9 protein-coding genes are annotated in these 15490 nt (G+C 58.2%); 1 reads left to right on the plus strand and 8 read right to left on the minus strand.

Going from position 1 to position 15490, the window contains the following annotated elements:
• Window positions 1-1700: 1700 nt before the first annotated feature.
• Entirely contained in the window at window positions 1701-1850 is a 150-nt protein-coding gene (locus LMTR3_RS39555; protein WP_245320070.1) for a site-specific integrase, read from the plus strand.
• A 1168-nt stretch (window positions 1851-3018) separates the two neighbouring features.
• Here LMTR3_RS39555 and LMTR3_RS39920 read toward each other — a convergent pair.
• The 8 genes from LMTR3_RS39920 to LMTR3_RS38785 all read right to left on the minus strand — a co-directional run bounded on the left by LMTR3_RS39920 (window position 3019) and on the right by LMTR3_RS38785 (window position 14016).
• Window positions 3019-3147: a hypothetical protein gene (locus LMTR3_RS39920; RefSeq protein WP_283809336.1), complete on the minus strand. Its 129-nt coding sequence runs from the start codon at window positions 3145-3147 to the stop codon at window positions 3019-3021.
• Window positions 3148-3826: 679 nt separating this feature from the next.
• Window positions 3827-4033, minus strand: coding sequence for a hypothetical protein (locus tag LMTR3_RS38775; RefSeq protein ID WP_065749022.1), 207 nt, complete (start codon window positions 4031-4033; stop codon window positions 3827-3829).
• Window positions 4014-4352 carry an AMP-binding enzyme gene (locus LMTR3_RS38780; protein ID WP_065749023.1) on the minus strand — a complete coding sequence of 113 codons (339 nt, stop codon included), beginning with the start codon at window positions 4350-4352 and terminating at the stop codon, window positions 4014-4016. The genes LMTR3_RS38775 and LMTR3_RS38780 overlap by 20 nt, the downstream gene beginning before the upstream one ends.
• A complete protein-coding gene (locus LMTR3_RS40140; protein WP_084029947.1) occupies window positions 4297-7404 on the minus strand; it encodes an amino acid adenylation domain-containing protein in 3108 nt (1035 codons plus the stop codon). The genes LMTR3_RS38780 and LMTR3_RS40140 overlap by 56 nt, the downstream gene beginning before the upstream one ends.
• Before the next feature lie 566 nt (window positions 7405-7970).
• Window positions 7971-8213: a hypothetical protein gene (locus tag LMTR3_RS32300; protein WP_065749025.1), complete on the minus strand. Its 243-nt coding sequence runs from the start codon at window positions 8211-8213 to the stop codon at window positions 7971-7973.
• Window positions 8214-8390: 177 nt separating this feature from the next.
• Window positions 8391-10229, minus strand: a complete 1839-nt coding sequence (locus LMTR3_RS32305) for an ABC transporter ATP-binding protein (protein ID WP_065749026.1) — start codon at window positions 10227-10229, stop codon at window positions 8391-8393.
• Window positions 10230-10829: 600 nt separating this feature from the next.
• Complete coding sequence (locus tag LMTR3_RS32310) at window positions 10830-11969, minus strand: TlpA disulfide reductase family protein (protein ID WP_141686910.1); 1140 nt, start codon at window positions 11967-11969, stop codon at window positions 10830-10832.
• 1885 nt (window positions 11970-13854) lie between these two features.
• Window positions 13855-14016 (minus strand): hypothetical protein, encoded by a 162-nt coding sequence (locus LMTR3_RS38785; RefSeq protein ID WP_176722041.1) that lies wholly within the window; start codon window positions 14014-14016, stop codon window positions 13855-13857.
• Window positions 14017-15490: the final 1474 nt, after the last annotated feature.

Here is a 15490-nt window from a genome sequence, read left to right on the forward strand (position 1 = left end):
GAGCCGGTCGCGTCCAGAAGGACCCCTGTCTTGACATCGTTTTGTTTGCAGATGTCCCAAAGGGCTCGAAGAAGGTCTTCACCTCGCTCGAGTTGCGCGTAGATGACCTCCTCGATCTTCCCGCTGATCATGGGCCTTTTCATGTAGATCTCCAGAATGATTAAGGTAAAACGCGTGAACTCATCAACTCCTTTTCTGCCGAAATGATACGGACTTCCTTAGCCGAATTTCCGCAATGTGGCGCTGCGAGCGGCATAGTAGCCGGAAGGTACCGCGCCGACAGAAATTGCAATGAGATGTAGCGATGAAGCGTCGCATCGCGCATCTGCGTTTCAGCGGCCCCGAGTTTGCGAGGGTCGATGCCCGCTGAGGAATCGGTTCAGGGGTACGGATCGGATTCGCGATAACAAGGAGATCGCCTTCCACGAACGTGAGTATGAGCGGACGTTCGATTCTAGGATTTCAAGAGTCTGAAAATTACGTGGCTCGCCAATCACTCCACCCATAGAGGTCTCCTTCGCAGGTAGTGCTTCAATGACCAAGCCACGCTTTTCTCAAATTGCGCGAGCTGTGCACAACAGCGACGGCCGGAACGTGCGTGCGTTTCGGCCGGGACTTCTGTTGCGTGATGTGTGCCTCCCAGAATGGCTCCGCTCACTACCTGAGAAACTCGAACAACGAACCTACTAAAGGTGGTAGTCTGTGATCCAGAGTCAGCTGCCCAGCGCTAACAGCTCCGATTTCCCAGCTCGGAAACCGCTCATCGAAACACTGAAAGGCATTTAGTTTTCCGATGGACAACGCGCGCTGACATGGCAGGATGCAGACGTCCATCCATTCTCGACGCTTTAATGCTTTTGTGGCTCGCTTCTGCCCTTTGGTGCCGGAGCGGATCTACCCTCGATCAGGCGATGGAAGCTCGCAAGCCTGCCGACCTATCTATCCGCCGCGCAAGTCCAGAAGGTCCTGCATGGTTGCGATCGGGCCACCGCGATGGGACGGCGGGATCACGCGATCCTGATGATGCGCGCCAAGGGTCGCCAGCGGGCGCGAATGCCGATGTCTCCAGAAATCGGCGCGGCTGTGTTGCCTACCTGCCTGATCGCCGCCCGACGTCGTCGTGTCGCCGACTGTTTCTGCGCACGCTCGCGCCTCACGTCGGCTTTGCATCCGGGGGCCCGACTACGATGATCGCCAAGCCCGGGAGCCGCGCCGGTGTCCTTGGCTACGCCCACGACGGCGCCCATATCTTCCGACACAGCCTTGCCACCGAGCTTCTCCGATCGGGCGCGACCTTGTCAGAGATCGGCCAGTTGGTGCGACACGAGAGCCATGACACCACGCGCGTTTTATGCGAAGGTCGATATCCAGAGACTCCGCACATTGAGCCTGCCGTGGCCGGGAGACGTGCAAAGACTCTGAGATCCGCACTCGAGCAGTATCTGAGCATGCGCCAATGCCTTGGATACAAGTACCAGCACCAGGCTCGGCGAGTTCGTCTCCTTCATGGAGAAGCGCAAGGCCACGACCATCACCACAAAGCCCGCTATATCCTGGGCGACTCTGCCACCCGACCGGCGCGCATATTGGGCCTTGCGATGAACCGACGGGCGCGGTTTCGCGCGCCATGTCGCGAGCATCGATCCCGAGACAGAGGTACCACGCGTCGGGATCTTGCCACTCTTGTAATCGAGTCGCTGTTGAAGGCGGCACTTGCCCTGCCTCCTGCAACCAGATTGCGGCGCTGGACTTATCATTATTTGTTCGGTTTGATGGCGGTGACCGGCATGCGTCTGTCCAAGGCGATCGGGCTTGAGCGTGCCGATGTCGATCTCGCGCAGGCGTGCTGACAGCCCGGGAGAGCAAGTTCGCAAATCGCGGCCTTGCATCCGACGACTGGTGCGGCTCTCCGCAGCTACGCCGAAACGGCGCGATGCTCACCTCGGGTCGCGCTGCGGCGCGCACTTCTTCGTGGCTGAGCGCGCCGGCCGATTGCTGCACTAGTATGTTCATCGGGTTTTCTGGCGCCTCTCGCGCGGGATCGGCCTGCGGCGCCAGGCGACCATAGCGGGCCGCGCGTGCACGATTTCCGGCATCGCTTCGCCATCCGCAGACTTCTCGGGTGCTGATTCCGCTCGATGTCGCCCGCCATTCCGGTATGATGTCGCCCGGGTGACGAGGCCTCTTCTGCTCCGATACGGTCCCGCCTTTCGGTTTTGCGAAGGGGCACCTGGATGCCGACGGAGAGGCTTGCGATGCGCCAAGTGCGCGATGTGATGAGAATGAAGTCGGCCGGGATGCCGGGCCGCGAGATCGCCCGGCGCGTGGGCGCTGCGCCCTCGAACTCATGCTCCTTCAAGATCCCGATGATCTGCTCTTCCGCAAAGCGGCTGCGCTTCATGCTCTGGTTCTCATATGGGCCAGAGTGAATTTCAAACTGGATTAAGTCCAGGGGGCAAGGTCATGGACACGGCGTTCAGCGTTCCTACTGTTGGCCCAAGAGCTAGCCGCGACAAACGAGACGACGCAACCTCGGTTGATTCTAGGATGCGAAGAGGTTCATCAACACCCGCCACAAGCGCGCCATCTGGCCTAAGTTTTCAAGAAACTTAGCCAGGGAAATGCTCAGATCCTGGGTTTCACCCACAGTCCCTAGTTTATATCCGAACGGCATTCATGTGCGCCTGGTTCGCCGTGCGATTTCGAATCGTCTGTCATCCGACAAACTCCTTCCGCCCAGGATTGTGAATGACATCAGTCTAAAGATCAGCCCAATTTCGAAGCCGACATAGGTCTCTCCATTGCAGACGAGGAGAAATGGCCAGGTTGATCCTGGTCTAATCCCACAGAAAGAAAGTGTGCGGCGCCGCAACTTGTTTAACGGCGCCCCGAACCCGAACCAGCGCCGATCGTGATGGGCTGGTCGAGTTGCACGGCAAGCGCGCTGCTCGACCGCTCTCCCTCACATCTCTCCGGCGGTGAGCGGCAGCGCATCGCCATCCGCCAGGCGCTATTGTCCTAGCAGACTGTTGCGACAACGAGCCGCTTGCCTGCTTGACCGCTGCTTCCTTGGGCGCTGTCGGCGAGTTGTTTAAGGCCGCTGATAAGGATCGAGCCAGAAGTCTCTGGAACAATCATCATCGTCATGTGGTTGCCTCGAATGGATACGCGCCATGAATGGCCGCCGCATCTAAATCTGGTTTCCAACCCCGCATCGGCGAATTTGTCTCGGACCTATTGAAACTCTTGACTGCTCGTGCCGGACGGCTGAGCAGAGGCTCAGCGGCATAAAAACTCATGTATTCAACTGGCAGGGAACGGAAATTGATACAACTGCAGCGCTGATAATGGGTAATTACATCAAAGTCTCATTGTGGAGATCACGATCTGCAGGTATCGCTCCAATTTGCTGCGCCTTTCGAACAGCTGAGCAACTGAGCTTTGTCCAGCAAAGTGCTCCAACGCTTCGAACCGCTCATCATCTAAGCACGCGAAGGCTCAAAGCCATTTCCAGTACTATTTTGGCTTCGGATAGGCTCAATGGATTTGCGGGTAACCGTAACATCGATGAAAGCCACGAATGATGTAGTTTCATCGAGACTTGTTACTCGGAATTGCATAAGCCAACATTGCCCCCAGAGGAATATCCCGCGAGCGATATGGGCCCTTCGGCTAAAGCTCTTTGATTGCCAAGCTGAGGACTTAAGAACAATCTCCGAGACATGTCGGAATAAAGAAGAGTGGCGGTTGCGATCCCGTGCATGAACGGAAAGCACTTGAGCTGTATTGCGGTGTGGCTCCAAATCAATCTTCGATGCAAGTTCTTTCAGGGAGATTGGAAGAGTCCAGCGGTGCTAAACCTACGCACGATGTAGCGCTCGACTGAGAAGCCGCACCGCCAATAACGAGTTCCGCCCAGCGCGAACAATTGGTCGTGCCGCCAGACCCGCGCGAGATCCAGAAGCTCCGCCCGGAGCTGCGCCAGCGTGATCTCGATCTCGCCTTGCAGCGCCTCATAGCCGCCCCGTTGCATACGCCTCATCCTCCGGCACCGGCAGTGCCTTGCGATCCAGCTTGCCGTTCAGCGTCAGCGGCAGCGCCTCAAGGGGCACAAACTCAGACGGCACGATGTACTCCGGCAAGCGCGCACTTAAGTGCGGGCGCAGCGTGGCGGCAAGTTCAGGCCCCTCAGCTTCGCCGGCATGCTCGGCAGCCGTAACGGCATAGGCGACAAGACGCTTCCCGGCCGCACCCTCCCCTTGCGCCACCACCACCGCGTCGCGCACCGAGGCGTGCTCAACGAGCCGCGCCGCGATCTCGCCGGGCTCGATCCGGAAGCCGGTGATCTTCACCTGGTCGTCGATCGCGGCCCAAAAGCTCCAGATTGCCGTCCGGCAGATAGCGCGCGAGATCGCCGGTCCGGTACATCCGCGCCCCCGCCTCGCCACTGAACGGATCGGCCAAAAACCGCTCCGACGTTAGCTCGGGCCGGTTCAGATAGCCACGCGCCACCCCCGCGCCGCCAATGTAAAGCTCCCCCATAGCGCCAAACGGAACGGGTTCACCATGACTATCAAGCAGGTAAATCTGCGTGTTCGCGATCGGACGGCCGATGGGAGGCAATTGCGGCCAACATTCTGGGTCAGCCGCAAGATGGTGCTCCGTAACGACGTGGGTTTCTGTAGGCCCATACTGATTGATCAATCTCGCCCTCGGGTGCAATTCGAAGAACGACCTGAGGATTGGCGTGGCCCGCAATTCCTCACCTGCTGTATAGATCTCCCTCAGAGAGGGCAGCAGCACTCCTTTAGCGCCCCAGACCTCCGCAAAATAGTTCAACGCGACGAATGGGAGGAAAAGCCGCTCGATCGCCTCCCCCCACACAAATTCCAGCAAGGCGGAGAAGTCCACGCGGGTCTCTTCCTGCACGAGCGCGAGCAGCCCTCCGTCCCTCCAGCAACTGAACAATTCCTGGAGCGACACGTCGAAATTCAGGGTCGTGAACTGAAGTGTGCGTCGTTTGGGCGCGCCAAGCTCCGGAGAGGACCAGAGCAAATTCATCAGTGAGCCGTGGGACATTTCGACGCCTTTGGGCGTGCCTGATGATTCCGAGGTGTACATCACATAGGCGAGATGGCGCGAGGTCAGACCGAGCGCGCGCGCATCCGGATTCGACGCCGGCAGATTTGCCCAAGGCGGTGTCGCCGTCGCGAGATCGACCACCGTCACATCGACGCCCACCTCGCCCAGCGCCGCGCGTCCCACCGCATCAGCCAGCACCAGCTGCGGCGCCGCATCCTCAAGAACCTGCCGCAGCCGCGCGGACGGATAAGCCAGATCGAGCGGCAGATACGCGCCCCCTGCCTTCAGGATCGCGAGCAGCCCCACCACCATCATCACGCTGCGCTGAAGGCAGATCGCGACCGGCTGATCCGGCTTCACCCCGAGCGCGATCAGATGATGTGCGAGCCGGTTCGCGTGTGCATTGAGATCGCCATAGCTTAAGTGCTCGCCCGCATAGGTCACCGCCGTCGCATTCGGCGCCTGGCGCACCTGCGCCTCAAACAGCTCATAGATACACCGCTCCGACGGATAGGGCGCCGCCGTCCGGTTCAGCTCCTCCAAGAGGTATGCGCGCTCCTCGGACGACAGCAACTCAACCCGAGCGACCGGCTGTTGCGCATCGGCTATCACAGCACACAACAAGTTTTGCAACTGCTGCGTCATACGGTCGATCTGCTTGGGCGCCAAGCGACTGGCATCAAAGTGCCACCGAAAGCTCCCATCGAGAGCGCAAACCTCAAACGTCAGCAAATCACCGGAGAGCGCTGTCTCAGAATTCTGGCTTGAAGGTAGATCACCAGCGGCAGAACAGCTATTTGCGGTCACCGTCACGCCGATCGGCCAAGGTCGGCGCGATTGTAGCGCCTCCTTTACGCGCAAGGTCGGAGAGCGCGCAATAAGATCCCGCGGAAAACTATCGTGCTCCCTCAGATCAGCGCATTCGGCCGCGACCGCCCTGCGTACCTCTGCGAAATCACCACCGAGATCGATGGTTATTTGCATTGGCACGACAGAAGCGACAAGCACCTCCACCGCCTTTATCCCGGCTCGCCACCCATTCGGTGCGGGAAACCATCCCAATTGGAGCTCTGATTCTCCCGTGATGCGGGCGAGATAGATCAGCCAAGCACTCAGCAAGTACTCAGTACGATCAAATGGCGACAACTCGGCCAAAGCACTTGGAATGAGCCAGGAACTCGATTGCCATCTAGCCGGAGCCGCAGGTTCCGAAGACAACAAGAACGGAAGCTGCAATGTCTTAAACTGCTCAAGCCGCTGTCGCCAAAAATTCTCCCGAGGCGCCAACACTTCATGGGCAACAGTTATGCTCCGCGCCTCCCCATCGCTCAAAATCGGCAGGCGATCGCCTACATTCAGACCGGACTGCGTCGCGAGCGTCCGTGCATCCAGAGTCAGACCGTCTGAGCTGGCAAACCAAACATTAACATCCTCTGTCCCTGTCGCCACACGCCAGTTGCTGCGGTGGATTTCAACCAGGGACCCTGCCGTAAGGCCGCAGCGTCCAGCAGATATCTCCAGGCGCCTGACTGCGACAACATCATCGCCTAGGTGCACCTTGGGCAGACACAACGGATTATAATGATACGGCCCAAAGTCTAAGGCGCGTGTGATCGTTGAGAGATCTTGCGCGGAGCGATTCCATCGCAGACAGCCCGCAGCATCTGGGCGTCGACGCCTCGGAGAAACGCTTCCGTCCACTGGCGCCTGCGAACCAGCATGGAGCTCTCCATTCGTTAAGCCAGCTAGAAGCTCGCGGAAGCCTTCGACAGCGGCTTCATGACATTTGAGGTTCAGGCTCAACGCCGTATCGGTTGGCGCAATAGAAACTTGGCGCTCAACCACCAACTCACCCGTCTTAACACCATCATCGATACGATGCCACGCGATAGCATAGTCGGCCTCTTGGGCCAGCCGCGCCCGAGACATCGAATGAGCTCCCGCATATCGTGGCAACGGACCGTCTTGGTAATTGAAAGCGCCTTGACGGACTCGGGCAAACACATCCGGCGGCAATATGAATGGATTTCCTACGGAAAATATCCACTCTACCGGGTCGGCATTCATCAACGCGGAGAGCTCTTCAACACTCTCTACACACAAGATGTTAGCGCGAGAAGCCCAGTCCCGGAATATGGCGTCGGCACATAGCGCAGCGCAGACGACATGACCCATCTTACTTACTAGCTGAGCACACCTGATAGCTAGCGTACCACTACCAACAAAGATGCTGGAGCGAATTGATGCGGCTGCAGGTAGTTCCCTATCCCGATCGCCCGGTTTGCAAGCGTCTGCGAGCACCGAAGCAGACCAATGTGCCATGTTCAGCTACTCCTTGCTCTGGGTTGGGGAGTTCTCGCCGTACGCGCCGCACCACATTGCGGCTTAATCCGGTGTCACACTGGTTTGCAGCCGCTCGGGCGCAACCGGGTTGAATGCTAATCAAATCAGCCAGTGTTGAGAGGTATCCAGCGCGATCAATGACAGCGGCACCAGTGATGGAAGCGGCAAAGCTTCACTTAATGAAGCCGCACTCAACAGTGCACCCCCATGGCGTGGATTTGGGCTCAGTCGAGCAAGCTTCATCTGTTTCCGTAGGCGGACAGCTGCGGCACCGACACGATCGCAACGGATCCTTCAGCGTCTCCCAGCAATCAGCGTGCCACCCAAAAGGTTGAGCAGGCCCCGCTTGAAGAGGCAAAAATCCATGCACTTCACCGAGGCGGAGAATACTTAAGCGTTTAGTGTTGAGTTGCGGACACGATGCGCTCAACTGGACATGGCTGAACACGACAATGCAGGCCGTCAAATGACGAAGGTGACCTCTTGAGGCGAACTCGCACGCCTGCTTAAGGATGATGCTAAAAGGATGACGAGGTCCCTTGGCTTTAACCTGATGACAATCCCGTCTTGAAAAAGTCTCTAGTAATCAGTGCCTGAACACCAGATCCGCCGCTCAAGTCCTTATCCAATTGGCGCAATTCAAGGTCGCCAGACAGGATCTTGATCAATTCGCTGTCCGAAACAGTCGCACAAAAGTCGAAAGCAGCTTTGGTACGGCCAATATGATCCCGCAGGACATTCACATCGCGCTTGAGGATGAGCGAATAGTTCCTTTTCGCTTTGATCATAATACTCGCCCAGCAAAATAGGCCCGGAATCTCCGACTGCCTTCCGACAAACGCCCTATTCCCGCTTTAAAGACACTTTCCCTCAAGACAATCCTACACCTTCGCGGTGAATTTCGATTTCGATGCTGGAGGGCTGACCGGCGCGATGCCAATCAGCTACAGCCAAGGTAAATAGCGCTAAGGCTGCGAGGATGCGGCCAGCCATGCTTTAGCCTGGCCTGCCGCGGAGATCTGACCGAACTCGATGGCCTGCCGCTCGAACAGCCCGCGATAAACGCCGCCCGGCCGCGCGATCAGCGCGGCGTGGGTGCCCTGCTCGACGATCTCGCCACGGTCGAACACCAGGATGCGATCGAGGCTGCGCACCGTCGACAGCCGGTGTGCGATCACGATCGAGGTGCGTCCCCTCATCAGCCGTTCCATCGCCTGCTGGATCAGCGCCTCCGATTCCGAATCGAGGCTGGAGGTCGCCTCGTCCAGGATCAGGACCGGTGCGTCCGCGAGGAACGCGCGCGCCAGCGCGACGCGCTGCCGCTCGCCGCCCGACAGCTTGACACCGCGTTCGCCCACCAGCGTGCCGTAATCTTTGGGCAGGTGCAGGATGAAGTCGTGCGCGTTGGCAAGCCGCGCCGCCTGCTCGATTGCCGCCATGCTGGCGCCAGGCCGGCCATAGGCGATGTTCTCTGTCAGCGAGCGGTGAAACAGGATCGGCTCCTGTTGCACAATCGCGATTTGGCTGCGCAGCGATTGCTGCGTCGCTTTGGCGATATCCTGGCCGTCGATCAGGATACGGCCGCCGGAGACGTTGTAGAGCCGCTGCACCAGCTTGACGAACGTGGTCTTCCCGGAGCCGGAACGGCCGACCAGACCGACCCGCTCGCCGGCGCGGATGTCGATCGACAATCCGTCGTAGAGCGGCTCGCGATGGCCCCGATAAAGGAAGGTCACGTCCTCGAACGTGATGCTTCCGCCCTGAATGTCGATCGGCTTGGCATCCGGCGCATCGACAATACCGATTGGCTCGCCATGGATTGTGACCAGCTCCTCCATATCGTTCACCGAACGCTGCATATTGTTGATGTGCATGCCGACGTCACGCAAATAGGCGTGGATGACGTAGTAGCTCGTCAGCACATAGGTGACGTCGCCCGGTGAGGCGCGGCCGGCGATCCACAACAGGATGGCGCCGCCGATCACGGAAGCGCGAAAGCACAACAGCATCACGAGCTGCACTGCGCCGGTGGCGTTGTAGCGCAGCCAGGTGCGCCGTGCCCGCGCCCGCCAACGGCTGACGACACTGCCAAGCCGCGCATCCTCGTGCGCCTCCGCGCCGAAGGACTTCACCACCGCATTGCAGGTGAGCGAGTCCGCCAGCGTGCCGCCGACCTTGGTGTCCCAGGCATTTGATACGTGCGCCGCCGGCGCGATGTAGCCGATCGTGAATGCCATCGTGATCGCGACATAGATCACCGCGCCGACCCCGACCATCTCGCCGAGCACCGGCCAATGTAGACCGAGTAGGATCATCGAGCCCACGAGCACCACCAGCGACGGCAACAATGCCATCAGGATCGTGTTGTTGAGCAGGTCGAGCGCCCACATGCCGCGCGTGATCTTGCGCACGGTCGAGCCGGCGAAAGAGTTGGCGTGCCAGTCAGTCGAGAACCGCTGCACCCGCATGAAGGCCTCGCGCGCCACATCCGACATCGTCGTCAGCGTGAACGGCACGATCGCCTGCAAGCCTGTAAACCGCAATATGATCCAGAGCAAGCCAAGCGCGAGGATGCCGCCGAAGGCGAAGAACGCCGCCTGCTGCGCTCCCTGGTCGGACGGACCTGATGTCAGCGCGTCGACCAGATAGCCGGAATAAACCGGCATGAACAGCTCGGCCACCGTTGCGCCTAAGAAGCCGACGAGGACGATCGCGAGCCGGACGGGCTGCTTCAGCCAGTGGCGGAACACGAACGGGATCACCACGCCGATTGCGGCGGGTGGTTTGTCATCTTTAGCGATCATGGCGCCAGCAGTTTCTGCCACAGGCGGCGTAAGACCCTTTTGATCCAGACGCGATGTGCTGACTGCTTGGCGCTGTCGTCCGAGGCGACGCAATAATGCCCGGCGTTTGGGGGCTGCGATCGAAATTTTCTGCCCATTTCACCCCCTTTTTGCATAAGCGTAGCTGAAGCGGTTCAAGCTTTGAGTGTTACACAGCATGCGAGCATCGATCTGAGACATCGGTCAGCCTTGCGCGGTCCTTTCGATAGTTTGTGTGAGCCAGGCATGCGGATCGGCGCCATTCATCTTCGCCCGTCTGCAGAAGCATGGCGGTGGCCGCCTAAATCCGGCCGCCGCCATGGCCGTGCGCAAAGGGTGCATTTTTATGACGAAGGAGTCGTTCAGCATTTCGTGTAGACCTTAAGACGCTCAGAGTGTTTGCATCATGGGATGGCGGCGCGACTTCACCTGAAGATCAGGTCCGCCTCGATCCGGCCGGAGGTCATCGCAATTTGGACCTCCAACCTGCCCGCAAACGATCCAGCGCTGTACTCGATGGTCTTTAGTTGCCACTGGCCCGCCGCAGAAATTGACGAATTGGCCCATGAGCAATTCCGACTACTACCCTTTTTCATGTTTTCTCTTCCGGCGCCTGCGCTTTGACTCTTTCGGAGACCCGTCTTGCGGAGTCGCACAAAGAGTCCCGTAGCAAGCCTTCTCACCCTTGTAGTTGGCCAGCGCTTGGACCAACAGCGACATAACCTGCTGTTTCAGTTTGTCGGGGATAGGCTCAGGACCGTCCAGCGACTTCAGCGCCACCTCGACCAACTCGATCGCGCGATCCCTGTTGCCGCTCTCAAAATAATACTGAGCGATCGCCCCATAGGACAGGAACTTGGAGCGGTCGCCGCGTTGCGGAGGATTCAGTGCCAGGATGTGTTCGGACAACTCCTTACCCATTGCAAAGCGCTCGGCAGGCGGGAAGTGGGAGTTGTCATTCGCCGGATCGAAGAGTTGGCGCATCGCCCCGGCCATCCACGGCTCGGATTTTTTGTCGATCGCGTCGCGGACCAATTGGCGCATGACCGGCAAGCCATTCCGCATGTCGCGCATCCTGTGAAGCAACAGACCCGCATGGAGCACGCGTAAGTTGACGTCGTCCGGCATCACGGCCACGGCCTCTTCGAGCACCGAAAGCGCCTTCGTCCAATCCTCCGCCTTCATCGCCGCCGTAAGTTTGGCGAAGATCTCGCCTTTGGCGAGCCGCTCTGTATCGGCGGCTCCAGCTTCATCGCTGGTGCGCCAGCCGCCGTTAAGAATTTTCGGCAGAACGTCATCGAGTCGCGTTGGAGAACCGATAAAGGCGATGTGGCCGTCGCGGTCGACGACGAACGAGGTGGGAATCCCGACAGAAAAGCTGGGATCCATCCAAAGCTTGTTCATATTCCCTGTGTAGTCGAACCCGATGCGGTAGTTGAGATTCGAGAACTTTTCGGTCAACCATGCGTCCAAGTTGGCTCTGGCCTCGTCCGCCGTTCGAGCTCGTTCACAAGCTGCGACTCCGAGGACCTCAACTCCGCTGTCTTTGTATCTCTCTTGCAGCTGCACCAGATGGGGCATCGCCGCCACACAGGGGCCGCACCAAGTTGCCCAAAATTCGACGATGTACACTTTTCCAGGCTGGAAGCTCGTGAGGGGCTGGCCACGCAGCCAGTTCTCCACCTTGATCGGAGGAGCTGGGGACTCCATGCGCAGCACCATGTTGTTCTCCATAACGATTGCCAAACGTTGCGCGACTTTCTGCGCCAGCTTATCTCTCTCAGACCAGGGCACACGGGTTCAAGGGAAGGAGCATCGCTCGTTTTGCGCTCTGGATTCACTCAGCCCTGACTCAGTATTGCTGGATCTCAAGAGCAACAGCCGTGCCATCTTCGTCAGCGCGCATTAAGCGTCTGACTACGCTTTGAAAAACTCCACGGAGCCCAAGCCGGCCGGTGTTCTAAACCTGACGGGCTTTGTGCCGCTGTCAGGTGTTGGACACGAATTGCGCCTTTCGCGCTGCCAGAAAAGCCGGTTTGATGTTGTGAGTCACCGAACGAAAACTTGCTAACCCCTCTCCCTGCCCGACAGGATTAGAGGCGAGCGATGCTGTAGATCGCAGTCGAAAAGCCAAGGCCGTGGACCGGCGACACGCGTGTTCGTGTCTATGAGGACGGAATCATTCGCGGGCCACTGCAGCGGGGTGCTGCTTATCGGTGCGCCTTAAAACTGCCAGTGCTCGCCATCGCGCCAAGCGGTTCCTGCACACTAACTGGCACTCCGATCAGTTTTGCTGTCCAGTCGCGGGTACGGGGTGCCTGACACCCCTATCCCGTTCTAAAATCGTTGTCTCGGTATCGAAAATATGTCGCCGCTCGCCTCGATGCGAGCTAAAATCTATGAGGGCGTTCATCTCACAAGTTTCTGACCAGGAGGCCCGGCTGGCCGCACCCAGCTGGCCCCATGAACACTGTCGTATTAGCGCAAGCCCTACGGATCGTCATACCGCCGATCGTCGCCTTCATAGTACAGATCGTCGAGAACATGTCGATTGCTCCACCTATAGTTCGAGAATAAACGTCTCGGGTGATCTTGCGCGCTAGATTGTCCGTAGCCAGACCAGTTTCCCCTCTGTCAATCAAAGTCAGGCAACGGCAGGCGTCAGCGGCTTCTCGCTGACGCCACTTCGCGGCGAGCGCCGAGGTAGAGCGCCTTGATTTCGTCGTGGTTGCGCAATTCGGTCGAAGCGCTGGATAGCCCGATCACAAGAACGACCGCATGCTCGGAGCGTAGCGCGACCGTTCGACTACCGTTCAGCTACCAGGATCGAGAGGCCTGTTGAGCAGATTCCGGACGATTTTTTCCTCAAAAACACCTACTATCGCGTTACCGACAAACCAAGTGCCTCTTCAGGGTTTTGAGCCGTGAGTTCGGTGTTCTTTATTGCCCTGCGTGGGGCAGTGTTGGCTTAACGGAGTCGATCATGACCCCAACCCACCCCATTATCCAGGAGTCGTCCGGAATGCGATTTTCAAGGATCGTCAGTTTTCTCTACGGATCGGCCGCGGACATCGCTTTCTTCATCACAATCTTATGTGCTGTCGGTTTCGCGAGCTGCCTAGTCGGGCCAAAGACTGGCCGGCAGACATGCATCGAATCGCTTGCCGTAGAGGGGTCGGATGGTTCCGTTTGCCATGCACCACAGCGTCATGACGCGCAAGCGCTTCGAAGACTCCTGGACACAATAAGTGCCGAAGCGCACTGAGCGAAGTACTTATCGCTGCTCACGCTGCTGGTAGTGGCATTCAGCAGGCCGAGGAAGCTATGGCGCGGTGACGGCTGCGACAGTCTCATTCGTCGGATGGATATTCGTGTTCACAAGCATTTCTGCTCGATCATTTTCGAATTGTTCGGACTAAATCAAGTAGCACCCGATTTCGCGAGCCGCGCAAGCCAGCGCCGCAATTCGCACCCCGCTGCACCACAGGATTTGTGCGGCATCTCATCTATTCGGCTTTATCATCGCGTCTGAGCCACGCCCATCACGACGATCGGGAATCTGTTATTTGCAGCCGTGATGACTGCTTACATATTTGCCAGCTTCTTCTCAATCATCAAACAGTCTTCTGCGGCCAACGCCGTTGCCGGCGTTGGTTGCCAGTATGTCCAGCGTGGGATAGAGCCTCTCGCGAAAGGCTCCGCCGCCGCGAGAACCGCCATTCCACCAAACGGTGATGTGCGCCTGCCTGGTCTCCTTGAGCTCTGCCACCGCATTAACCAGCCGGTTCGCTGCACGGCGTCCATTCGCACATATGGAAGAACGAGGGGCTTTTCGACCAGGCAATCAAGGCCAGGTCCGAGAGCTGCGCGAAGGTAGTTAGCCTAGATGGGCCTTTTCTGTCGAGACGAGTTCAGGATGTTCAGATCACTGATCAAGAGCCTGGGAAGGGTGTTGGAGGGACGGAAGAAGGCCTGGTCCCACTCGTGGAGCTCAAGTTCGAGGGGCTTCCGGCTCCGAGTAGGCAGCGTCAAAGGCGTTCTTTCCGAAATGATACCGCTCGAAAACGTAGCTTTATCCCCGAGGATGTGTCGAGCGATCTCACGAGGGTCTGCAGACACTTGAGCGCGGTGAGTGGAAAAGCAGTCAAGCCGCGTTTCAAGCGGCAAGACGAAACAAGAAGTTCTCAGCCGAAGCGAATGACAGCCTTGAAAGGTGCTTACTCGACCTTGAAAGGATGGCTAAGCCGGTTCAACTAGAAGCTAGATGGCCCCTATATAGGCGACTTCCTGATCGGGTCTGATCTGAGCCTCCCGCGGACTTGCGAGAAGGATACAACCCCGAGCGCGAACACGTCCTCGGGTCAGTTCGCCGAATTCCGGATCACCTTCGGATCGCCGAAGTCGCCGCCGGATCTCAGAGCGGCTAAGGGCGACGCCGCCGATATCGCTAGGCTGACGGGGCCTCTGCACGCATGACGGCGCTCTGAGAACTCGATCGCTTCACCGGGCGCGATCTGTCCTCAGAACTGAGGCAGGCGCACCACTGTTTGCATCAGAGGATAGTCCGCATCGGGAATTGCTCTCACGAACGCGAACGGAAAGCATCCATTGCGTGGGCCAATAGTATGCCGATGCTCAAAAGAATAAGAATCCCGACAAGAGCCGAATACATATGCCACCTCCATCGCTCACTTCCTTTGAACTGCGCGACCGCTTACACGTCAAATTAATTCCTGAGCACGAAGTGGGATCGCAGCTAACTGATGAGTCTAAGCCACACCGGCTAGCTGGCAACATGTGGAACGATCAAAGACAGAAGCTGCAAAACCCAGCTATTCTGTTCGAACCGACGTGATAGTCGTAGCGTGGGTGACCGAAAAACTCGTGTGGTTAATGTGCAGCGGGTCGTGGTTTCTGCGTGGGAATGTCCGAAACGAACGCTCCGGCCCTTAAGCCTGTAGCATCTGCGCGCAAGAATTGGGGCGTCCTGATGAACTTTTCAAGCTCGAAAGATGAGAGCTACTGTCTCTTTGGGAAAGTGTGCGGCGGCAAGTGTTGGCCGGTCGCACGAACGCCGGACGTTGCCGCTTTGTTGTTAACAATCTGCGCACCTATGCTGAATTGCTTCGTTCGGAAATGGACCAGAGCTGAACTACACCCCGATTAATTGGTCTGAAAAGGCCGCTCCACGGTATATTAATGAAAGACCTGCAGAAGCACTTGAAAAAGCTCCGCACTGATGC

Origin of the sequence: Bradyrhizobium sp. LMTR 3 (assembly GCF_001693485.1) — a bacterium.
Lineage (GTDB): Bacteria > Pseudomonadota > Alphaproteobacteria > Rhizobiales > Xanthobacteraceae > Bradyrhizobium.

What these genes read in the sequence shown, in the direction of transcription:
- LMTR3_RS39920 (WP_283809336.1), bottom strand. Translation starts at nt 3,147, where the DNA reads ATGACGATGATGATTGTTCCAGAGACTTCTGGCTCGATCCTTATCAGC.
- LMTR3_RS38775 (WP_065749022.1), bottom strand. Translation starts at nt 4,033, where the DNA reads ATGCAACGGGGCGGCTATGAGGCGCTGCAAGGCGAGATCGAGATCACG.
- LMTR3_RS40140 (WP_084029947.1), bottom strand. Translation starts at nt 7,404, where the DNA reads ATGGCACATTGGTCTGCTTCGGTGCTCGCAGACGCTTGCAAACCGGGC.
- LMTR3_RS32300 (WP_065749025.1), bottom strand. Translation starts at nt 8,213, where the DNA reads ATGATCAAAGCGAAAAGGAACTATTCGCTCATCCTCAAGCGCGATGTG.
- LMTR3_RS32305 (WP_065749026.1), bottom strand. Translation starts at nt 10,229, where the DNA reads ATGATCGCTAAAGATGACAAACCACCCGCCGCAATCGGCGTGGTGATC.
- LMTR3_RS32310 (WP_141686910.1), bottom strand. Translation starts at nt 11,969, where the DNA reads ATGGTGCTGCGCATGGAGTCCCCAGCTCCTCCGATCAAGGTGGAGAAC.